17 protein-coding genes are annotated in these 20868 nt (G+C 63.9%); 6 read left to right on the top strand and 11 right to left on the bottom strand.

Going from position 1 to position 20868, the window contains the following annotated elements; all coding sequences use genetic code 11:
- The first annotated feature begins 16 nt into the window (after positions 1 to 16).
- The 4 genes from mfd to R2676_RS21040 all read left to right on the top strand — a co-directional run bounded on the left by mfd (position 17) and on the right by R2676_RS21040 (position 6716).
- Positions 17 to 3448: a transcription-repair coupling factor gene (gene mfd, locus R2676_RS21055; RefSeq protein WP_206273708.1), complete on the top strand. Its 3432-nt coding sequence runs from the start codon at positions 17 to 19 to the stop codon at positions 3446 to 3448.
- Between the two features lie 37 nt (positions 3449 to 3485).
- Complete coding sequence (gene argE, locus R2676_RS21050) at positions 3486 to 4679, top strand: acetylornithine deacetylase (RefSeq protein WP_206273709.1); 1194 nt, start codon at positions 3486 to 3488, stop codon at positions 4677 to 4679.
- A 111-nt stretch (positions 4680 to 4790) separates the two neighbouring features.
- Positions 4791 to 5648: a phosphoserine phosphatase SerB gene (gene serB / locus R2676_RS21045; RefSeq protein ID WP_206273710.1), complete on the top strand. Its 858-nt coding sequence runs from the start codon at positions 4791 to 4793 to the stop codon at positions 5646 to 5648.
- A gap of 6 nt (positions 5649 to 5654) precedes the next feature.
- A complete protein-coding gene (locus R2676_RS21040; protein WP_206273711.1) occupies positions 5655 to 6716 on the top strand; it encodes a PDDEXK nuclease domain-containing protein in 1062 nt (353 codons plus the stop codon).
- A gap of 74 nt (positions 6717 to 6790) precedes the next feature.
- Here the strand turns inward: R2676_RS21040 and R2676_RS21035 are convergent, their stop codons facing one another.
- The 9 genes from R2676_RS21035 to phaC all read right to left on the bottom strand — a co-directional run bounded on the left by R2676_RS21035 (position 6791) and on the right by phaC (position 17527).
- Positions 6791 to 8002 carry a cystathionine beta-lyase gene (locus R2676_RS21035; protein WP_206273712.1) on the bottom strand — a complete coding sequence of 404 codons (1212 nt, stop codon included), beginning with the start codon at positions 8000 to 8002 and terminating at the stop codon, positions 6791 to 6793.
- 41 nt (positions 8003 to 8043) lie between these two features.
- Positions 8044 to 8787 carry a hypothetical protein gene (locus R2676_RS21030; RefSeq protein ID WP_206273713.1) on the bottom strand — a complete coding sequence of 248 codons (744 nt, stop codon included), beginning with the start codon at positions 8785 to 8787 and terminating at the stop codon, positions 8044 to 8046.
- Positions 8762 to 9946 carry a beta-ketothiolase BktB gene (gene bktB, locus R2676_RS21025; RefSeq protein ID WP_102067321.1) on the bottom strand — a complete coding sequence of 395 codons (1185 nt, stop codon included), beginning with the start codon at positions 9944 to 9946 and terminating at the stop codon, positions 8762 to 8764. Before bktB ends, R2676_RS21030 begins: the two co-directional genes overlap by 26 nt.
- Positions 9947 to 10033: 87 nt before the next feature.
- Positions 10034 to 11395 (bottom strand): 30S ribosomal protein S12 methylthiotransferase RimO, encoded by a 1362-nt coding sequence (rimO, locus tag R2676_RS21020; RefSeq protein ID WP_009240757.1) that lies wholly within the window; start codon positions 11393 to 11395, stop codon positions 10034 to 10036.
- Positions 11396 to 11461: 66 nt separating this feature from the next.
- Complete coding sequence (locus R2676_RS21015) at positions 11462 to 12442, bottom strand: tRNA dihydrouridine synthase (protein ID WP_065856360.1); 981 nt, start codon at positions 12440 to 12442, stop codon at positions 11462 to 11464.
- Positions 12443 to 12640: 198 nt separating this feature from the next.
- Complete coding sequence (phaR, locus tag R2676_RS21010; protein WP_004627096.1) at positions 12641 to 13195, bottom strand: polyhydroxyalkanoate synthesis repressor PhaR; 555 nt, start codon at positions 13193 to 13195, stop codon at positions 12641 to 12643.
- 404 nt (positions 13196 to 13599) lie between these two features.
- Positions 13600 to 14340 (bottom strand): 3-ketoacyl-ACP reductase, encoded by a 741-nt coding sequence (locus tag R2676_RS21005; protein WP_004627097.1) that lies wholly within the window; start codon positions 14338 to 14340, stop codon positions 13600 to 13602.
- 122 nt (positions 14341 to 14462) lie between these two features.
- Positions 14463 to 15644, bottom strand: coding sequence for an acetyl-CoA C-acetyltransferase (locus R2676_RS21000; protein ID WP_009240760.1), 1182 nt, complete (start codon positions 15642 to 15644; stop codon positions 14463 to 14465).
- A gap of 89 nt (positions 15645 to 15733) precedes the next feature.
- Positions 15734 to 17527 carry a class I poly(R)-hydroxyalkanoic acid synthase gene (gene phaC / locus R2676_RS20995; RefSeq protein ID WP_206273715.1) on the bottom strand — a complete coding sequence of 598 codons (1794 nt, stop codon included), beginning with the start codon at positions 17525 to 17527 and terminating at the stop codon, positions 15734 to 15736.
- Between the two features lie 271 nt (positions 17528 to 17798).
- Between phaC and R2676_RS20990 the strand changes: the two genes are divergently transcribed.
- Positions 17799 to 18035, top strand: coding sequence for a hypothetical protein (locus R2676_RS20990; protein ID WP_206273803.1), 237 nt, complete (start codon positions 17799 to 17801; stop codon positions 18033 to 18035).
- 4 nt (positions 18036 to 18039) lie between these two features.
- Here the strand turns inward: R2676_RS20990 and pgeF are convergent, their stop codons facing one another.
- Positions 18040 to 18849 carry a peptidoglycan editing factor PgeF gene (gene pgeF, locus R2676_RS20985; RefSeq protein WP_206273716.1) on the bottom strand — a complete coding sequence of 270 codons (810 nt, stop codon included), beginning with the start codon at positions 18847 to 18849 and terminating at the stop codon, positions 18040 to 18042.
- Positions 18833 to 19945: an RluA family pseudouridine synthase gene (locus R2676_RS20980; RefSeq protein WP_206273717.1), complete on the bottom strand. Its 1113-nt coding sequence runs from the start codon at positions 19943 to 19945 to the stop codon at positions 18833 to 18835. The genes pgeF and R2676_RS20980 overlap by 17 nt, the downstream gene beginning before the upstream one ends.
- 15 nt (positions 19946 to 19960) lie before the next feature.
- On the opposite strand from R2676_RS20980, the gene R2676_RS20975 reads away from it, so the two are divergent.
- Positions 19961 to 20818, top strand: coding sequence for an outer membrane protein assembly factor BamD (locus R2676_RS20975; RefSeq protein WP_027681296.1), 858 nt, complete (start codon positions 19961 to 19963; stop codon positions 20816 to 20818).
- The last annotated feature ends 50 nt before the right edge of the window (positions 20819 to 20868 follow it).

Below are 20868 nucleotides of genomic sequence, written 5' to 3'. Positions count from 1 at the left end.
TACAACCTCACGCCTCATGTCCGATTTTTCGCTCTCCGCCCTGCCCGCCGTCAAACCGGGCTCGCGCTTTGTCTTCAGCGGCCTGCAGGGGGCGGCAGATGCCCTGCTGCTGGCGCGCTACCTCGAGCAGCATCGCGCCGCCGTGCCGATGCTGGCGGTGGTCTGCGCCAATGCCGTCGATGCCCAGCGACTGGCGGAGGAGCTACGCTGGTTTGCCCCGCAGGCGCGCGTGAAGCTGCTGCCGGACTGGGAAACGCTGCCGTACGACAATTTCTCGCCGCACCAGGATTTGATCTCCGAGCGGCTGGCGACGCTGCATGACCTGCAGAACGGTGCGTGCGACATCCTGCTCGTGCCGGCCTCCACGGCGCTGCAACGGGTGGCGCCGCCATCATTCCTGGCCGCCTACACGTTCTTCTTCAAAAAGGGCGAAAAGCTGGACGAGGCGGCACTGAAAGCGCAGTTCACGCTGGCCGGCTACGAGCATGTCAGCGCCGTGATGCGCCCAGGCGAATACTCCGTGCGCGGCGGCCTGATCGACTTGTTCCCGATGGGCTCGCCGCTGCCATATCGGCTTGACCTGTTTGGCGACGAAATCGAGACCATCCGCTCGTTCGACCCCGACACGCAGCGCAGCCTCTACCCGGTCAACGAAGTCCGCCTGCTGCCGGGCCGCGAATTTCCGATGGACGAGGCCTCGCGCACGGCCTTCCGCGGTCGCTGGCGCGAGGTGTTCGAGGGCGATCCGACGCGCTCGCCCATCTACAAGGACATCGGCAACGGCGTGCCGAGCGCCGGCATCGAGTATTACGTGCCGCTGTTCTTTGAAGAGACCGCGACGCTGTTCGACTACCTGCCGGGCGCAACGCATCTTGCCTTCGTGGGCGACATCGAAGGCGCCGTGCGCCGCTTCTGGGCCGACACCACGCAGCGCTACAACTTCATGCGCCACGACCGCGAGCGGCCGCTGCTGCAGCCGTCGGCGCTGTATCTGGACGAAGAGGCGTTCTTCGTCGCCGCCAAGCCGCACGCACGTCTGGTGTTGCGCGCGGAGCCCGGCGATGCACCGCTTTCGCTGCCGTTGCCGAACGTGGCCGTCAACCGCCGCGCGGAAGACCCGCTGGTCAATCTCGAATCGTTCCTGATGCGCAGCAATTGCCGCGTGATGATCTGCGCCGAATCGGCGGGCCGCCGCGAGACGCTTGCGCAAATGCTGGCCGCCAGCGGTCTGCATCCTGAAGGCGTCGCGGACTTCGCCGACCTGATGAGCGGCGATGCCAAGTTCGTGCTGGGCGTGGCGCCGCTGTACCAGGGTTTCATCCTCGGCGACGAACGCATCGCACTCATTACCGAAACCGAGCTGTACGCGCAAACCGTGCGCCGCGCCGGTCGCCGCAAGCAGGAACAGGCCACCGCCGTGGATTCGATGGTGCGCGATCTGGCCGAGCTGAAGATCGGCGACCCCGTGGTGCACAGCGAACACGGCATCGGGCGCTACCAGGGGCTGGTGTCCATCGACATGGGCAACGGCGAGGAAGAATTCCTGCACCTCGACTACGACAAGGGCAGCAAGCTCTACGTGCCGGTGCATCAGTTGCACGTAATCTCGCGCTACTCGGGCGCCGATCCCGAAACCGCGCCGCTGCATTCCCTCGGCTCCGGCCAGTGGGAAAAGGCCAAGCGCAAGGCGGCGCAGCAGATTCGCGATACGGCCGCCGAACTGCTGAACCTGTACGCGCGACGTGCGCTGCGCCAAGGCTTCGCGTTCCCGCTCACGCCGGAGGACTACGCCACGTTTGCCGAGAGCTTCGGCTTTGACGAAACACCCGATCAAGCCGCCGCCATCGCAGCGGTGATCGGCGACATGACGTCGGGCAAGCCGATGGACCGCCTCGTCTGCGGCGACGTCGGTTTCGGCAAGACGGAAGTCGCGCTGCGTGCCGCATTTGTTGCGGTGATGGGCGGCAAGCAGGTGGCCATCCTCGCGCCGACCACGCTGCTGGCCGAACAGCATTACCAGACGCTGGTCGACCGCTTTGCCGACTGGCCGGTGCGCATTGCCGAGATTTCGCGTTTCAAGAACAAGAAAGAGATCGACGCCGCGATCGAAGCCATCAACGCCGGCACGATCGACATCGTGATCGGCACGCACAAGCTGCTCTCGCCGGACGTGAAGTTCGACCGCCTGGGGCTCGTCATCATCGACGAAGAGCATCGCTTTGGCGTGCGCCAGAAGGAAGCGCTCAAAACGCTGCGCGCCGAGGTGGATGTGCTCACGCTCACCGCCACGCCGATCCCGCGCACGCTGGGCATGGCGCTGGAAGGCCTGCGCGATTTCTCGGTGATCGCCACGGCGCCGCAAAAGCGCCTGGCCATCAAGACGTTCCTGCGCCGCGAGGAAGACGGCGTGCTGCGCGAGGCCATCCTCCGCGAGTTGAAACGCGGCGGCCAGGTCTACTTCCTGCACAACGAGGTCGAAACCATCGAGAACAAGCGCGCCAAGCTCGAAGAGCTGATTCCGGAAGCGCGCGTGGTCGTGGCGCACGGCCAGATGCACGAGCGCGAACTCGAACGCGTAATGCGCGATTTCGTGGCGCAGCGCGCCAACATCCTGCTGTGCACGACGATCATCGAAACCGGTATCGACGTGCCGACCGCCAACACGATCCTGATCCACCGCGCCGACAAGTTTGGCCTGGCGCAGTTGCACCAGTTGCGCGGTCGCGTCGGGCGCTCGCACCACCAGGCCTATGCGTATTTGCTGGTGCACGACGTCGATGGCCTCACCAAGCAGGCGCAGCGCCGCCTTGAAGCCATTCAGCAGATGGAAGAATTGGGGGCGGGCTTCTACCTCGCGATGCACGATCTGGAAATCCGCGGCGCCGGCGAAGTGCTGGGCGACAAGCAATCGGGCGAGATTTCCGAGATCGGCTTCCAGCTCTACACCGACATGCTCAACCAGGCGGTGAAGTCGCTCAAGGCCGGCAAGGAGCCCGACCTGATGGCGCCGCTCGCGGCCACGACCGAGATCAACCTCGGCACGCCCGCCCTGCTGCCGCAAGACTATTGCGGCGATGTCCAGGAACGCCTGTCGCTGTACAAGCGCCTGGCCAACTGCGAAAGCAGCGAGACCATTGACAACATCCAGGAAGAACTGATCGACCGTTTCGGCAAGCTGCCGCCGCAGGCGCAATCGCTCATCGAAACGCACCGGCTGCGCATTGCCGCCGCGCCGCTGGGTATCCGCAAGATCGACACGGGCGCGAATGCCGTCACGCTGCAGTTCATCCCGAACCCGCCCGTTGACGCCATCAAGATCATCGATCTCGTACAGAAGAACCGGCAGATCAAGCTGGCGGGGCAGGATCGCTTGCGCATCGAAAACATTCCGGCCGAATTCGCCGCGCTGACGCAGACGATTCGCCATGCCATGCGGCAATTGGCGTGATCCGGTAGCATCCGCCGATCAGAACAAGGAAACCACCATGAGCACCGCCGTCACCCCGTTCTCCACCCTCGACTGGACAACCAAGCTCGTTAGTTTCGACACCACGAGCCGCGGCTCGAACCTGGCGCTGATCGAAACCGTGCGCGACTACCTGCGCGGCGTCGGCGTCGAATCGCATCTGTCGCATAACGACGATGGCAACAAGGCCAACCTGTTCGCCACGATTCCGGCGGCGGACGGCAGCGTGCAAGGCGGCATCGTGCTGTCGGGCCATACCGATGTGGTGCCGGTGGACGGCCAGAAATGGGACAGCAACCCGTTTGCGCCGGAAGTGCGCGACGGCAAGCTCTACGGGCGCGGCACCTGCGACATGAAGGGCTTCATCGCTTCCTCGCTGGCGCTGGTGCCGTCGTTGCTGCAGGCCCAGCTGCGCGAGCCGGTGCATTTCGCGCTGTCGTATGACGAGGAAGTCGGCTGCGTAGGCGCCCCGCGCATGATCGAAGACCTGATCGCCCGCGGTATCAAGCCCGCCGGCTGCATCGTCGGCGAGCCCACCTCCATGCGCCCGATCGTTGCCCACAAGGGCATCAACGCCTACCGCTGCCGCGTGCACGGCCGCACCGCGCATTCGTCGCTCACGCCGCAGGGTGTGAACGCCATCGAATACGCGGCGCGCATCATCTGCTTCGTGCGTGACCTGGCCGATGAATTCCGCGCCAAGGGCCCGTTCGACGACGCGTTTGACGTGCCCTTCACCACGGCTTCGACGGGTCTCATCAACGGCGGGATTGCGCTGAACACGATCCCCGCGCTGTGCGAGCTGGTATTCGAATTCCGCAACCTGCCGGGCGTGGATGCGCCGGCCATCCGCGCGCGCGTCGAGCGCTATGTGCGCGAAACCATCGAGCCCGCCATGCAGCGCGAGCATCCGGATGCCCGCATCGAACTCGACGAGATTGCCGCCGCGCCGTCGCTGGACGCCTCGGAGCAAGCCGCCATCACGCAGCTTGTGCGTGTGCTGACCGAAGACAACGACAAGCGCAAGGTCGCCTACGGCACCGAAGCCGGCCTCTTCCAGCGCGCCGGCATTCCGGCCGTGCTGTGCGGTCCGGGCAACATCGAACAGGCGCACAAGGCCAACGAATACGTCGAACTGGCCCAGCTCGACGCCTGCGACCGCTTCCTCGCCAAGGTGGCACGCAGCCTGATGGTCGAGACCGCATCCGCCTAACGCTTACACAGCAACGCCTCACCTTTTGGTGGGGCGCATGCCGCCTGGGGCGTTCGCTACAATAGCGGGCTTCCCCGGCGCCGAACTGCCGCACCCCGCTCCTGTCACTCCATGCCCGTCATTCTGCAAAGCCTGTCGCCGCTGTCGACCGGCAACATTGAATCCATCCGCAGCCTGTTCGGCAGCGCCGCCTATGAGATGCGCGCGCCCAACGTCGCGGCCATCGAATGGGTGCACGAACTGCCCAGCGAATTGCGCGTCCAGCTTGATGCCATCTGCGCCAACCTGAAGTTGGACTACGCGTGGATTCCCGACGAATGGACGTTCGGCGATTTCCGTGTGCTGGCGATGGACATGGATTCGACGCTGATCACCATCGAGTGCATCGACGAAATCGCAGATTTCTGCGGGCTCAAGCCGCAAGTGGCGGCCATCACCGAAGCGTCGATGCGCGGCGAAATCAAGGATTTCAACGAGAGCCTCACGCGCCGCGTCGAACTGCTCAAAGGGCTGGATGCAAGCGTGCTGGAGCGGGTCTACGCCGAGCGCCTGCAGCTCTCCCTCGGCGCGGAAAAGATGCTCAAGGCCGTGCAGGCACTGGGCATCCGCACGCTGCTGGTGTCGGGCGGCTTTGAATTCTTCACCTCGCGCCTGCAGGAGCGCCTTGGGCTGGATCGCACGCGCGCCAACACGCTGGAAATCGTGGACGGCAAGCTGACCGGCCGCGTGCTCGGCGAGATCGTCAACGCGGATGTGAAGGCGCAGACGCTCAAGGCGTTCTGCCAGGATCTCGGCGTGTCGCCGCACAACGCCATCGCCATGGGCGACGGCTCGAACGATCTGAAGATGATGGGCGTGGCGGGCTTGTCGGTTGCGTTCCGCGCCAAGCCCATCGTGCAGGCACAGGCCGACGTGGCGTTCAACGTTGTCGGCCTGGATGGGTTGTTGAATCTGTTTCCGCAGCAATAAGCCGCGATGGCGACACGCCAACCTGCCAGCAGGAAACTCGCACCGATGGTGCGAGAAACGGTAGACGCGCAAGACTACGCTGCGCTGCTAGCCGAGATCAGGGCCCGCATTCAGGCTGCGCAATACGCTGCCCTGCGAGCAGTCAACAAAGAACTGGTGGGCTTGTATTGGGACATCGGACAACTGATCGTGGCGCGGCAGCAAACCGAGGGTTGGGGCAAAGCTGTCGTGCAGCAGCTCGCCACAGACCTGCAGGCGAGCTTTCCCGGCACGGGCGGCTTTTCCGCATCCAACCTGTGGCGGATGAAGGGTTTCTTCGAAACCTACTGCAACGCGGCAAAACTCGCACCACTGGTGCGAGAAATTGGCTGGAGCCATAACCTGCTCATTCTTGAGCGTTGCAAAGACGCCCAAGAACGCGAGTTCTACTTGCGCATGACGCGCAAATTCGGCTGGTCGAAAAACGTTCTGGCACATCAGATCGATAACCAGAGCTACGAAAAATCGCTCCTGGGCCAGACCAATTTCGACAAAGCGCTGACGCCCGCCCTGCGCGCGCAAGCCAAGTTGGCGGTCAGAGATGAATACGCCTTCGATTTTCTCGAACTCGGCGACCGGCACAGTGAGCGCGAGCTGGAGCGCGCACTCATCACCCGCATCGAAGACTTCCTGCGCGCAATGGGCGGCATGTTCGCCTTCCTGGGCAGCCAATACCGGCTTGAAGTCGACGGCGACGAGTATTTCATCGACCTGCTTCTATTCCACCGCCGTTTGCGCTCCCTCGTCGCCATCGAACTGAAAATCGGCAAATTCGAGCCCGAGTTCGTCGGCAAGATGCAGTTCTACCTGGCCGCCCTCGACGATCAGGTTCGCCAGGACGACGAGAACCCGTCCATCGGCATCATTCTGTGCAAGGAAAAGAAGCGCACCATCGTCGAATACGCGCTGCGCGACGCAAGGAAACCGATCGGCGTCGCGACTTACGCCATCACCAAGAGCTTGCCGAAGGAGCTACAAGACCAGTTGCCATCGCCGGAAGCCATTGCGCGCCTGCTTGAAACGCTGTAGCCGCGATCATTGAAAACGGGGCGTCACGATCAACTCGCACGCCCCGCCATCACCGCCTTCTGAAGCTTGAAAGGTCAAGCCAGCAGGTGCGTCTCCATCGCCTGCTTCAAATCCGCAATCAAATCACGCGGATCTTCCAGCCCGATATACAGCCGTACAAAACCGCCTGCGTTTTCCCAATCGGCCGGCGGCCAAGCGGTCGCTGTGCGCATCGACGGGATGTTGTACGGCAATGCCAGGCTGTGCGCCCCGCCCCACGAAAAACCAATCGCAAAGTAGCGCAGGCCTTCAATGAAGGCGTCGATCTGCGCCTGCGAATAGCGCTCGTGCAGCACGATCGAGAACAACCCGCTCGCGCCGGTAAAGTCACGCTTCCAGTGTTCATGGCCCGGACAATCGGGCAGCGCCGGGTGCAGCACGCGCACGACTTCAGGGCGGTCCGCCAACCATTCGGCCACTTCGCGGGCGTGCGCGTCATGGGCGGCCAGGCGCGTCGGCAGGCTCGGCAGGCCACGCAGCACGAAATAGCAATCGTCCGCCGAAACGCCCCAGCCCATGCGCATCCGCGTGGCCAGCAGCCTGTGGTGCAGCGCTTCGTCGTTCGTGATGGCAGCACCCATCAGCACATCGCTGCCGCCTGATTGGTACTTGGTCAGCGCCTGCACGGAGATGTCGATGCCGTGCTCGAACGGCTGGTAATACACGCCGCCGCTCCAGGTGTTGTCGATGGCGGTGATGGCGCCGGCCTTGCGCGCCACCTCGGCGATGGCCGTGCAGTCGGGCACTTCCATCGTGACGGATCCGGGCGCTTCGAGCCACACGAGCTTGGTGTTGTGGCGCATCAGGTCGGCAATGCCGGCGCCGATCATCGGGTCGTAATAGCGCACGGTGATGCCAAACTGGCGCGCCATCCACTCGCCGTGGTCACGGTTCGGGCCGTAGGCGTTGTCCGGAATCAGCACGTCGTCGCCCGATTTGATGAGCGTGAAATACACCAGCGAAATCGCCGCCAGCCCTGAAGGGAGCAGCAGCGTATGGGAACCGCCCTCGATCTGCGCCAGGGCCTGGCACAGCGTGTCGGAAGTGGGCGTGGCATGCAGCCCATAGCGCCAGTGCACCACGCTGCCGCTGCCGAAGGCGCGCATGTCGGCGAGATTCTTGAACACCACCGTCGACGCACGATGCGTCGCATGGGAGAACGCCGTGAAGCCCGGCGGGATCTGCAATTCCGGATGCACAGCCTGGGTCGCGGGAAACATCGGCGGGAGCTTGGTGTCGTCGGTCACGTGGTTTCCTGTTTGATGGCGTATGAGCGATTTGGGGCGGCTTACCAATGCGCGCTTGATCGTGTCGGATTGCCGCGGGGTGGCGCGATCTGACCCGGCCCGGCCGGAACCAGCGGCGTCATTGGCGTGGCTGGCGTCGCCGCATTGCTGTTGGCTGCGGCATCGTACGGCGGAATCACCACCACCGCGACAGGCCGCAGCACAAACGGCAGCGTATGGCCGTCGTGGGCGACGTCCGTCCACGTGCCGCGCACGACGCCGTGACCGTCGATGGCGCCCTCCCACGTGCCGGTGACGTGCGTACCGTCATCGGACTCTTCCATGAGAAAGCCGCCATTTTCATATTCGCCGGTCACCAGGCGCACGCCCGCCGCATTGCCCGGGACGTATTCGCCGTGGACGCTGTCAATTTCACCGGCCTTGCGGCCAAGACGCATGCGGATCGGCACGTCGCCGATCACGCCGGTATAGACGGGATATTTTGCGTAGTCGGGCTGGGGTTGCAGCACACGGAGCGGCGGGGTCTGCGCCGAGAATCCGTTGTCGCCCTTCCTGGCCTGAGCGCGACGCTTGTCGCCATCGGCAATGGCGCGGTTCAGGCCCAGGTCGCCGGGCTGCACGTTCGTGCTGCCGGTCGACACGTCGTAGCCGTTGTCGGCAGCCGGCGTCTGCGCAGACACCGGCGCCACGCCTGCGGCCAGCACCAGCGCAAACAGCGCGCCGGTTGGCCGAATCAGACGTTCAATCGAGAAAATGCGTTCAGATGCGTTCAAACACCGCCGCAATGCCCTGTCCTCCACCAATACACATGGTCACCAGCGCGTAGCGACCGCCGATGCGCTGCAGCTCGTGCAGCGCCTTGACCGTGATAAGCGCACCCGTTGCGCCGATCGGGTGGCCGAGCGAGATGCCCGAGCCGTTCGGGTTGACCTTGGCCGGGTCCAGACCGAGTTCCTTCGTCACGGCGCAGGCCTGGGCGGCAAACGCCTCGTTGGCTTCGATCACATCCAGATCGTTGACCGACAAGCCTGCGCGCTCCAGCGCCTTGCGCGTCGCCGGCACCGGGCCGATGCCCATGATCTTCGGATCCACGCCCGCATGGCCGTACGACACCAGCCGGGCCAGCGGCTTGAGGCCGCGCTTTTCGGCCACCGAACGTTCCATCAGCACCAGCGCTGCGCCTGCATCGTTGAGGCCTGAAGCGTTGCCTGCCGTGACCGTACCGTTTTCTTTTGTAAAAACCGGCTTGAGCTTGGTCATGTCCTCGATGGTTGCATCGTGGCGGACATGCTCATCGGTATCGAACTGGATATCGCCCTTGCGCGACTTGATCGTCACCGGAACGATCTGATCCTTGAAGTAGCCGGCCTGGATGGCGCGCGATGCGCGCTGATGCGATTCCAGCGCGGTCTGGTCTTGCTGCTCGCGGCTGATGCCGAATTCGCGGGCGACGTTTTCTGCGGTGACGCCCATGTGGATCGTGTGGAACGGGTCGTGCAACGCGCCAAGCATCATGTCGACCATCTTGGCGTCGCCCATGCGCGAACCCCAGCGGGCGGCAGGTGCCAGGTACGGCGCACGGCTCATGCTCTCTGCGCCACCGGCGATGGCGACATCGGCGTCGCCCAACAGCACGGTTTGCGCGGCGCTCACCACGGCCTGCAGGCCCGAGCCGCACAGGCGGTTGACGTTGAATGCAGGCGTTTCGGCCGACACACCACCGTTCACGGCGGCCACGCGCGAGAGATACATGTCGCGCGGCTCGGTGTTGATCACGTGGCCAAACACCACGTGGCCGACCTCCTCGCCCTTCACGCCTGCGCGGGCCAGCGCCTCGCGCACGACGAGGGCGCCCAGTTCGCACGGCGCCACATCCTTCAGGCTGCCGCCAAACGTCCCGATTGCGGTACGAACGCCGCTGACCACCACCACTTCACGTGCCATTGCTGTCTCCTGAGCCATCGAAATTGGATGGCGGCCAGTATAAACGCACGACCGTTCGCAAAATTTAGGTACGACTACCTAAGTGGGTCAGACCTCGCCCCACAGGTCGTGGCCGTCCGCGCCGGTAATCTTGACCGACACGAAATCGCCCGCCTTGTAGCGCTTGTAAGGCTTCGACGGCGGCGCGATATAGACCAGGCCGTCAATCTCCGGGGCATCCGCTGACGAACGGCCAATGCCACCGTCCTGATTCACCTCGTCCACCAGCACGCGCAGCGACTTGCCGACCTTGCGCTGCAAACGGCGGGCGGACACGCGCTCGGCGACTTCCATGAAGCGCGCGCGGCGCTCCTCGCGCACCTCGTCGGGCAATGCGCCCGGCAGGTCGTTGGCGGTGGCGCCCTCGACCGGCGAATAGGCGAAGCAGCCCACGCGGTCCAGCTCGGCTTCGGCGATGAAGTCGAGCAGCGTTTGGAATTCTTCTTCCGTTTCACCGGGGAAGCCGGCGATGAATGTGCTGCGGATGGTCAGCTCCGGGCACACCTCGCGCCAGGCGCGGATGCGATCCAGCGTCTTCTCGGCGTTGGCTGGGCGCTTCATGCGCTTGAGCACGTCGGGGTGGGCATGCTGCAGCGGCACGTCCAGATACGGTAAGACCTTACCCTCGGCCATCAGCGGCATCACCTCATCCACGCTCGGGTACGGGTAGACGTAATGCAGGCGCACCCACGCGCCGTACTGCGACGCCAACTCGCCGAGCGCGCCGACCAGTTCGGTCATGCGCGTCTTCAGCGGGCGGCCGTTCCAGAAGCCCATGCGGAATTTGACGTCGACACCGTAGGCGCTGGTGTCCTGCGAGATGACGAGCAGCTCCTTGACGCCGGCCTTCAGCAGGTTTTCCGCTTCCAGCATCACTTCGGCCACCGGGCGCGAGACAAGGTCACCGCGCATCGACGGGATGATGCAGAAGCTGCAGCGGTGGTTGCAGCCTTCCGAAATTTTCAGATACGCGTAGTGCTTGGGCGTGAGCTTGATGCCCTGCGGCGGTACCAGATCGATGAACGGGTCATGCGGCTTGGGCAGGTGCGTGTGCACCGCTTCCATCACCTCGCCCAGCGCATGGGGCCCGGTCACGGCCAGCACCTTCGGGTGCACGCTGGTGATGATGTCCTGGCCCGCGGCGTCCTTCTTGGCGCCCAGGCAACCGGTCACGATCACCTTGCCGTTCTCGGCTAGCGCCTCGCCAATCGCATCCAAGCTTTCCTGCACAGCCTCGTCGATGAAGCCGCAGGTGTTGACAACCACCAGGTCCGCCCCGCCGTACGTGCCGGAAATCTCATACCCCTCCGCGCGTAGTTGGGTGATGATCTGCTCGGAATCGACCAAGGCCTTGGGACAACCGAGACTGACGAACCCCACCTTGGGGCTCTGGGTACTGACGTCGGACATGGGAACAACCTGATGTGGGAGAGGATTTGCGCTGCGCACGTGGGGTGTGCCGCGCGGTTGCGTATTTTAACCGTTCGCCGCGCCTGGGCGGCCAAGCCGAAGCTGCATCTGTTCAATCACGCGCTCGATTTCCAGCGCGTCCTGGAGCCTGCGAATGGCATCGTGCAGCTCTGCGGCCTGCGGCCACGTCCGCTTCAGATAGCTCAGCCACAGTTTGACGCGGCCATGTTCGTGCTTGGCCGAGATGCGCGCATGCAGTTTCTTCAGGTAATCGGCGAGATAGCCGAGCACGATCGGCCATTCCGCCGCGGACGGTGCCTCGTCCATCTGCCCGCGAATGCGCTGGGCCAGGAACGGGTCGGACACGGCGCCACGGCCGATCATCACGTCACTACAGCCGCTGACGGCGCGGCAGCGCTCCCAGTCGGCCACGGTCCAGACTTCGCCGTTGGCGGTGACGGGAATGCTCACGGCGTCGGCAATGCGTGCGATCCAGTCCCAATGGGCGGGCGGACGGTAGCCGTGGTCACGCGTGCGGGCATGCACGACGAGCGATTCCGCACCGCCTTCCGCCAGCGCCGTCGCACAGTCAATCGCGCGGGACGTATCGGAAACGCCCAGCCGCATCTTGGCCGTCACCGAGATATTGGCCGGCACCGCGGCCCGCACGGCATGGACGATGTCGTACAGCACTTCCGGCGTGGCGAGCAGCATGGCGCCGCCGCCGTGACGGTTCACGACTTTCGCCGGGCAGCCGAAGTTGAGGTCGATGCCATGCGGCGTGAGGGTTGCCGCGTATGCCGCATTGCGGGCCAGCCATTCCGGATCGCTGCCGAGGAGCTGGATGGTCATCGGCGTGCCGCTGGCCGTATAGCCGCCGTTGCGAATCTCAGGCGTCTCACGTTCATACGTGCGCGCCGGAAGCAGCGAGCCAGTCACGCGGACGAACTCCGAGACGCATCCGTCGTAGCCGCCCGCTTGCGTCAGCACGTCTCGCATGACGTAATCGGCAACGCCCTCCATCGGGGCAAGCAAAAGCCGACTCATGGCGAAACGGAAGACAGCCGGCACGCAGGCCGGGGACGGACATCGAACATGGGGAAACCGGGGCGGGATCGTGATCGTCGGAGAGGCGTACACCTCACCTGAAGGACCGGTATTTTACCTTGCCGCCCTCTCCGGCGTGCGCCCAACAAAAAAGGCGAACCGCCAAGCGATTCGCCTTGTTTTCCCAGCACGCCGAACTTACTTCTTCTCGGGCGGCTGGTTGAACGGGAACGTCCCGAACATGTTCTTGGCCTGGCTCTGCATCTGCTCCTGCATCTGCACGAACAGGTTTTTGCTCTGCTCGATGTAGTTGCTCATCATGCCTTGCATCATCGGCCCCTGCATGTTCATGAACTGCGACCACATGTCGGGGTTGAAGGTGTTGCCGCTGTACAGATCCTTCGAGTTCTCGGCCAGCTTGCTCTGGATGTCGACAAACGCCTGGATGTTCTTCTCCAGATACGTGCCCATCATGCCCTGCATGGCGTTGCCGTAGAAACGGATGATCTGCGCGAGCATCGCACCCGAGAACATCGGCACGCCGCCGGTTTCCTCTTCCAGGATGATCTGCAGCAGGATGCTGCGGGTCAGGTCTTCACCGGATTTCGCATCGACGACGCGAAATTCTTCGGTTTCCATGACGAGCTGCTTGACGTCTGCCAGCGTGATGTACGTGCTGGTCTGGGTATCGTAGAGTCGGCGGTTGGGATATTTCTTGATCAGCCGTTCGGTGCCCTTCTTGCTGGTGGCCATCGTGCCTTTCCGTGTTGGCGATGCTGCTGCGGTGCAGTCGATGCAGTGCGAAATGACTGCACCGAGCGATGCAGCAAAATACGCGGTTGCCCGGCTGTTCCGATCTGCGCGCGACTGCTGGATTCAAGAGCAGCGCAGATGCATCCGGTTATGATCGGACGCCCCGTGTCTCCCTGCGGAGCGCCTCCGTGGTTGGATTCTATGCGGATCGCCCTGCAAAGAAAAGGCGACCTCCCCCGGTAAAAACCCGCAGCATTTTGATGCGGGTCACGCACTCCAACAGCCGACCGGAGCGGACGCGAGATGCCTGCTGCAATGCAATCGAGCATCGCAGCATGCAAGCGACTCAGGGGAATAAATGCTGCGCCCATGCTGCAGCATTGCCGCAGCATGGGCGTGGAGCGTCAGCCCATGTGCAGGCCGCCGTTGAGGGAGAAGTCCGCGCCGGTGGAGAAGCCGGATTCCTCGGATGCAAGCCATGCGCAGATCGAGGCGATCTCGGTCGGTTCGCCCAGGCGCTTGACCGGGATCGTGCCGATGATCTTGTCGAGCACATCCTGACGAATCGCTTTCACCATGTCGGTCGCGATATAGCCCGGCGACACCGTGTTGACCGTCACGCCCTTGGTCGCGACTTCCTGCGCCAGCGCCATCGTGAAGCCATGCAAACCAGCCTTGGCGGTCGAGTAGTTGGTCTGGCCAAACTGCCCCTTCTGGCCGTTCACCGACGAGATGTTGATGATTCGGCCCCAGCCGCGATCGGCCATGCCGTCGATGACCTGCTTCGTCACGTTGAACAGCGACGTCAGGTTGGTATCGATCACCGCATCCCAGTCGGCGCGGGTCATCTTGCGGAACACCACGTCGCGCGTGATACCGGCGTTGTTGATCAGAACATCGACCTCGCCCACTTCGGCCTTGACCTTGTCGAACGCGGCCTTGGTCGACTCCCAATCGCCGACGTTGCCTTCGGACGGCACGAAATCGAAACCGAGCGCCTTCTGTTGTTCCAGCCATTTCGCCTTGCGCGGCGAGTTCGGGCCGCAGCCTGCGACAACGGTGAAGCCGTCGCGCGCCAAGCGCTGGCAAATCGCCGTTCCGATACCGCCCATGCCACCGGTGACGTATGCGATGCGTTTGGTCATGTCCACTCCTAGTCCTTGTTGTTAGAACCGCCCGGCCTCTTGCCGGGCAGCAGATGCTCAGGTGTCTCCGATTGGCGTGTGCGGCATTCGTTCCGCCTCACGCCAATCTCACTGCAAAAAACTCACGGACGCTCAACGGCCAGCGCCACGCCCATGCCGCCGCCGATGCACAGCGAAGCCAGGCCCTTCTTCGCATCGCGCTTCTGCATTTCGTGCAGCAGCGTGACCAGGATGCGGCAGCCCGACGCGCCGATCGGGTGACCGATCGCAATCGCCCCGCCGTTGACGTTGATCTTCGACGTATCCCAGCCCATCTGCTGATGCACCGCCAGTGCCTGGGCCGCAAACGCTTCGTTGATCTCCATCAGGTCCAGGTCGCCCACCGACCAGCCGGCGCGCGACAGGCAGCGCTTGGACGCCGGCACCGGCCCCATGCCCATGACCTTCGGGTCCAGGCCAGCGCTGGCATAAGCGCGGATCGTGGCCAGCGGCGTCAGGCCCAGTTCCTTGGCCTTGGCGGCGGACATCACGACGACAGCGGCGGCACCATCATTCAGGCCCGAGGCGTTGGCCGCCGTCACGGTGCCGGCCTTGTCGAAAGCGGGCTTCAGGCCAGCCATCGATTCGAGCGTGGCGCCATGGCGGACGAACTCGTCCTGCGCGAAGGCAATCGGATCGCCCTTGCGCTGCGGGATCAGGATCGGAACGATTTCATCGTTGAAGCGGCCCGACTTCTGCGCAGCTTCGGCCTTGTTCTGCGACGCAACGGCAAACTCGTCCTGCGCTTCGCGCGTGATGCCGTATTCCTTGGCGACGTTTTCCGCCGTGATGCCCATGTGGTACTGGTTGTAGACGTCCCACAGCCCATCCACAATCATCGAATCGATCAGCTTGGCATCGCCCATACGGAAACCGTCGCGCGAGCCCGGCAGGACGTGCGGCGCGGCGGACATGTTTTCCTGGCCGCCAGCCACGACGATCTCGGCATCGCCCGCGATGATGGCGTTGGCGGCCAGCATCACGGCCTTCAGGCCGGAGCCGCACACCTTGTTGATGGTCAAGCCCGGCACCATGTTCGGCAGCCCAGCCTTGATGACGGCCTGGCGCGCCGGGTTCTGACCCGAGCCTGCCGTCAGCACCTGGCCCATGATGACTTCGCTCACCTGGTCCGGCGCCACCTTGGCGCGCGCCAGTGCTTCGCGGATAACGGCCGCGCCAAGCTCAGGCGCAGCGATCTTCGCCAACGAGCCACCAAACTTGCCCACGGCGGTGCGTACCGCCGATACGATCACAACATCGGTCATTTGCTTACCTTCCACTGTCGAAAGAGAGGGTCGTTGGACACCGTCGGCGGCCGAAGCCGCGACGGTAACGGGGGTTCATGCGCGCGATCTTACGCTTTCTGTTTGACGTAGCGGCCGGGTGCCGGCTCGATGGCCGGGTAGTCCGCATTGCCGTAGCCCTTGGGTGCAGCTTTCTGCGCACCGGCGTGGGATGCGAGCCAAGTTGACCAATCCGGCCACCAGCTGCCCGGATGCTCCTTGGCGCCCTCGAACCACGCATCGGCGGACTCGGGCAGCTTGGCATTGATCCAGTGCGAACGCTTGTTGGCCGCAGGCGGGTTGATCACGCCTGCGATATGGCCGGAGGCGCCCAACACGAAGCGCCGCTTGCCCTTGAGCAGCGGCACCGAACCATAGGCCGACTTCCACGGGACGATGTGGTCTTCACGCGAACCGTAGATGTAGACCGGCGCATCGATCTTGCCGAGATCCACCGGCGTGCCGTTCACCTTCAGCTTGCCCGGCGTCTTGAGGTCGTTCTGGAGATACGTATGGCGCAGGTACCAGCAGTACCACGGGCCCGGCAGATTGGTCGAATCGCCATTCCAGTACAGCAGATCGAACGGCGCGGGCGTCTTGCCCTTCAGATAGTTCTCGACAACGTAGTTCCAGACGAGATCGTTCGGGCGCAGGAACGAAAACGTGTTTGCCAGTTCCACGCCACGCAGCAGGCCCGGGCCGGTCGGCGCATTCGGGCCGATGGTCTGCTCACGCATTTCCACCTGGGCCTGATCGACGAAGACGTCGAGAATGCCGGTGTCCGTAAAGTCGAGCAGCGTGGTCAGCAGCGTCAGGCTTGCCGCCGGATGCTGGCCGCGCTCCGCCAGCACGGCCAACGCCGTCGAGAGGATCGTTCCGCCCACGCAAAAGCCGAGCACGTTGATCTGATCCTGCGCGGAGATCTCGCGCGCGACACGAATGGCCTCGATCGCGCCGCCTTCGATGTAGTCGTCCCACGTGCGGGACGCCATGCTCGCATCTGGATTACGCCACGACACCAGGAACACGGTATTGCCCTGCTCTACCGCGTAGCGCACGAGCGAATTGGCCGGCTGCAGATCGAGGATGTAGTACTTATTGATGCAAGGCGGCACCAGCAGCAGCGGGCGCGCATGCACCTTGGCCGTCAGCGGCTTGTATTGGATGAGCTGGAAATAGTCGTTCTCGAAGACGACGGCGCCCTCGCTGTTGGCGACATTGCGCCCGATCTCGAACGCCGTCTCGTCCGTCTGCGAGATCTTGCCGCGCTCCATGTCCTGCAGCATGTTCAGGATGCCGGTGCGCAGGGATTCGCCGCGCGATTCAATCAGCTGCTTTTGCGCTTCCGGGTTGGTCGCCAGGAAGTTGGACGGCGACATGGCGGCCGTCCATTGCGACACAGCAAAACGCACGCGCTCGCGGGTCTTGGCATCGGCCTGCACGGCGTCGGCCATTTCCATCAACGTGCGGGCGTTCAGCACGTAGAACGCGGCGGCATACCCATAGAGGGGGCTTTTGCGCCAGGCATCGTTCGAGAAACGACGATCAGACGGCGCCACGGCCTCGGCGCTTTCGCCGGTGCTCATGTGGCGCCAGATCTGGAGCCATTCCTCAAGATATTTCTGCTGGATTTCGGCCAGCCGGTCGGGCGGAATCAGCGCGAAAGGCGCCGTGCCATCGCCCGTCGCCGCGCCGTTGAATTGACCAAGGCCCGGCGCCGCCGTGCCGGGTTGCGCGAAGCCACCCGCAAAGGCTTGCCATTGCTTGAACTGCTCGGCCCACTGCGTAGGGTCCGACAAGCCCTGCCAGGGAGCTTGGGTGTGGGCGCTAGATGCTTTGGATGATGTCGATTGACGCGATGCCATAGTGCCCTCGATCCGACGATATGCGTCGCTCCGGTTGGAACGGCGGCGCAACTCGTAGTATTGCGGGGCATTGTTGCCTTGCCGTTTCAAGGCTGTCAATCGGAGTTACCTGAGGATCGCCTGGAAACGGCGGCCCCGCGCGGGTTTTGCGGCATCCAACGAAAACGGCGCCCAGCCAATGGCTAAGCGCGGCGCCAGGGCTATGGTCCAATTTGCGCAATTTCGTGCGAGACTGCCCCATTGCGCCTACGCCGGGCACCGCTTTATTCCCATGTATATCGTCGCCATCGCCTGGCTCTACGTCGTGCTGATGATGTCGTTGACTGAGCAATCTTGGATTGCCGGCATCGGCACATTTGTCTTCTACGGCGTTGCGCCGCTATCACTCTTCCTGTGGATTGTCGGCACCCCGGCACGCAGGCGGCGCCGGAAAGCCCGGGAAGCCGCCCAGCACAACGCAGACACCAACCCCACACTGAGCAACGACACAGGCGACGGCACCGCCTAAACGCTCACGCCGCGCGCCAGATCAACGTGGCCATGCGGCCCGTGGTGCGCTCGCGGCGGTACGAATAGAAGCGTTCAGCGTCCGTCATCGTGCACAGGCCACCGCCGTACACGTCTGTACAGCCCGCGCGTGCCAGCCGCAGTCGGGCCAGCGCATACAGATCGGCGAAGAACTTGCCGGTGGAGGCGGCTTCCACGAACGCCGCCTCGGTGGCGGGCAATTCGTCGGGTTGCGCAGCGTCGATAAATGCCTGACGCACTTCCGCACCCACTTCAAAACACGATGGCCCGATGGCTGGCCCGAGCCACGCAAGCCACGTCGGATCGGCTTCCTGGCCGCTGGCGCGCAACCGCTGCATCATGGCTTCCAGCGTGCGTTCGATCACCCCGCCGCATAGACCGCGCCAACCCGCATGCGCCGCACCCACGGTGACGCCTCGGGCGTCGCTCAGCAAGACCGGGAGGCAATCGGCCGTCATGACCACGCAGACGCGATCCCGCGAGGACGCCACCGCCGCGTCTGCAACCACCGGCGCTGACGCTCCGACGAGTTGATCAAGATCGGCCACGCCGGTGCCATGCACCTGCTCCATCCACGTCGGCTCGGCGGGTAGCGCCGCACGAAGGATTCGGCGGTTCTGATCGACGGCGTCGGGGGCGTCACCCACGTGCTGGCCGAGGTTCAGGCCACCGGGCAGGCCGCCAGCCAATCCGTAAGGCCCGGTGCTGACGCCACCCAGGCGCGTCGTGGCAAGCGCCTTGACATGCGGATGCGCGGGCCAGTCGGGGACGATCCAATCAGTTGATGTCGGCATCGGGATCCATGTCGAGGGCTTCCAGCAGATCGGCGAAGTCGTCGGGCACGCTGGCTTCCCAATGCACGGATTTGCCCGTGGCCGGATGCACCAATCCCAGGCGCACCGCGTGCAGCGCCTGCCGCGCAAAAGGCACCGGCAGCGGCGCCTTGATCGTCTGCGGCTGGCCACGCCGGAAGTTGCGCGTATAGACCGGATCGCCCAGCAACGGATGCCCCTCCGATTCAAAGTGCACACGGATCTGGTGTGTCCGGCCGGTCTCGAGCTGGCAGCGCACTAGCGACACCTGGGCGCGCCCGAGGTCGACCACGTCCAGCGTCTTGAAATGCGTCCGCGCCGGCTTGCCGCTGGCCGTCTCGATGATGGCCATGCGCGTGCGGTCGCGCGGGTCCCGGCCGATCGGAGCATCGATCGTGGCTTCTTCGGGCGTTTCGCCCCACACCAGCGCGAGATAAGTCCGCTTGACGGTACGTGCCTGCAATTGGCGCACGAGGTCGGTTTGCGCAGGCAGCGTACGGGCGACCACCATCAGGCCGGAAGTGTCTTTATCGAGGCGGTGGACGATGCCGGCACGCGGCAACTCCACGGCGTCGGGATAGCGGTGCAGCAGGCCGTTGAGCACCGTGCCGCTCCAGTTGCCCGCGGCGGGATGCACCACCAGCCCGGCAGGCTTGTTGATGACGAGCAGCGTGTCGTCTTCGTACACCACATCCAGGTCGATGGGCTCGGCGACGAAGGCGTTTTCGTCGGCCGCGCGTTGCGGCACGACTTCGATGCGGTCACCGCCGGAGATGGCCGCACGCGGGCGCACCGCCTCACCGCGCAGGCGCACCGCGCCGGCATCAATCCATTGCTGGAGGCGGCTGCGCGAATAGTCGGGCAGCAGCTTGGCAAGCGCCTTGTCCAGGCGTTCGCCATGCATGGCTTCGGGGATCTCCACGATGATCGGTTCGGCAGCCGGAGCCGCACCGGCGGCAGGCAAATCGAGCGCCTCATCGTCGAGGGCGTCTTCCGTCTCCGGCGCAGTGAGGGAAACGTCAGCCAGTGCGTCGTCTGACACAGGGCTTGGGCTATAATGCTTGATGCGATTTTTCATTCAGAAAAGGTGCCCATGTCGGTCACGAGCGTAAAGCAGGCGCGTATTGTTAGTCGAGTCGGCAATCGAATCCGCGCGCAAATCGGAGCAGTGTTGGTGGCAGGCGTTGCATGCCTGGCTATCTCGGCCTGCGGCATCCTGCCGGAACAGCAAGACGAAACGGCTGGCTGGTCAGCCAACAAATTATATTCGGAAGCGAAGGACTCGCTCGACGGCGGCGACTACGCCAAGGCGGTCAAGTACTACGAAAAGCTCGAAAGCCGCTATCCGTTCGGCCAGTACGCTCAACAAGCCCAGATCGAAACCGCCTACGCCAACTACAAGGATGGCGAGACGGCTGCCGCATTGGCCGCGGTGGATCGCTTCATCCAATTGCACCCGAATCACCCCAGCGTCGATTACGCCTATTACCTCAAGGGCCTGATCAACTTCAACGACAACCTGGGCTGGCTCGGCCGCTTCTCGAACCAGGACTTGAGCGAGCGGGACCCGAAGGCGGCACGCGCAGCCTACGATGCGTTCAAGACGCTGATCACGCGTTTCCCCAACAGCAAGTACACGCCGGACGCCACCCAGCGCATGCAGTACATCGTCAACGCGATGGCCGAGCATGAAGTGGGTGCCGCGCGCTACTACTATCGCCGCGGCGCCTACCTGGCTGCCGTCAACCGCGCGCAAGACGCCATCAAGGATTACGACCGCGCCCCGGCAGTGGAAGAAGCGCTGTACATCATGATGAAGTCGTATGAAGCGCTGGGCATGAAAGACATGCGCGACGACACCGAACGCATCATCAAGCAGAACTACCCGAAGAGCGATTTCCTCGCCTACGGCCAGCGCAAGAAAGACAAGCCCTGGTACCAATGGTGGTAAGCAAGGCTTGAACAGCACAGCAAAAAGCCCGGTCGATTGGCCGGGCTTTT

This window comes from Ralstonia flatus (assembly GCF_958439105.1).
In the GTDB taxonomy this organism is placed as follows: Bacteria; Pseudomonadota; Gammaproteobacteria; order Burkholderiales; family Burkholderiaceae; genus Ralstonia; species Ralstonia flatus.
The sequence above is the reverse complement of the archived record's forward strand: the minus strand, read 5'-3'. Positions and strand labels throughout refer to the sequence as shown.

Excerpts from the sequence above, each read along its gene's own strand:
- mfd (WP_206273708.1), top strand. The coding sequence starts at position 17 with ATGTCCGATTTTTCGCTCTCCGCCCTGCCCGCCGTCAAACCGGGCTCG.
- argE (WP_206273709.1), top strand. The coding sequence starts at position 3,486 with ATGAGCACCGCCGTCACCCCGTTCTCCACCCTCGACTGGACAACCAAG.
- serB (WP_206273710.1), top strand. The coding sequence starts at position 4,791 with ATGCCCGTCATTCTGCAAAGCCTGTCGCCGCTGTCGACCGGCAACATT.
- R2676_RS21040 (WP_206273711.1), top strand. The coding sequence starts at position 5,655 with ATGGCGACACGCCAACCTGCCAGCAGGAAACTCGCACCGATGGTGCGA.
- bktB (WP_102067321.1), bottom strand. The coding sequence starts at position 9,946 with ATGGCACGTGAAGTGGTGGTGGTCAGCGGCGTTCGTACCGCAATCGGG.
- rimO (WP_009240757.1), bottom strand. The coding sequence starts at position 11,395 with ATGTCCGACGTCAGTACCCAGAGCCCCAAGGTGGGGTTCGTCAGTCTC.
- R2676_RS21015 (WP_065856360.1), bottom strand. The coding sequence starts at position 12,442 with ATGAGTCGGCTTTTGCTTGCCCCGATGGAGGGCGTTGCCGATTACGTC.
- phaR (WP_004627096.1), bottom strand. The coding sequence starts at position 13,195 with ATGGCCACCAGCAAGAAGGGCACCGAACGGCTGATCAAGAAATATCCC.
- R2676_RS21005 (WP_004627097.1), bottom strand. The coding sequence starts at position 14,340 with ATGACCAAACGCATCGCATACGTCACCGGTGGCATGGGCGGTATCGGA.
- R2676_RS21000 (WP_009240760.1), bottom strand. The coding sequence starts at position 15,644 with ATGACCGATGTTGTGATCGTATCGGCGGTACGCACCGCCGTGGGCAAG.
- phaC (WP_206273715.1), bottom strand. The coding sequence starts at position 17,527 with ATGGCATCGCGTCAATCGACATCATCCAAAGCATCTAGCGCCCACACC.
- R2676_RS20990 (WP_206273803.1), top strand. The coding sequence starts at position 17,799 with ATGTATATCGTCGCCATCGCCTGGCTCTACGTCGTGCTGATGATGTCG.
- pgeF (WP_206273716.1), bottom strand. The coding sequence starts at position 18,849 with ATGCCGACATCAACTGATTGGATCGTCCCCGACTGGCCCGCGCATCCG.
- R2676_RS20980 (WP_206273717.1), bottom strand. The coding sequence starts at position 19,945 with ATGAAAAATCGCATCAAGCATTATAGCCCAAGCCCTGTGTCAGACGAC.
- R2676_RS20975 (WP_027681296.1), top strand. The coding sequence starts at position 19,961 with ATGTCGGTCACGAGCGTAAAGCAGGCGCGTATTGTTAGTCGAGTCGGC.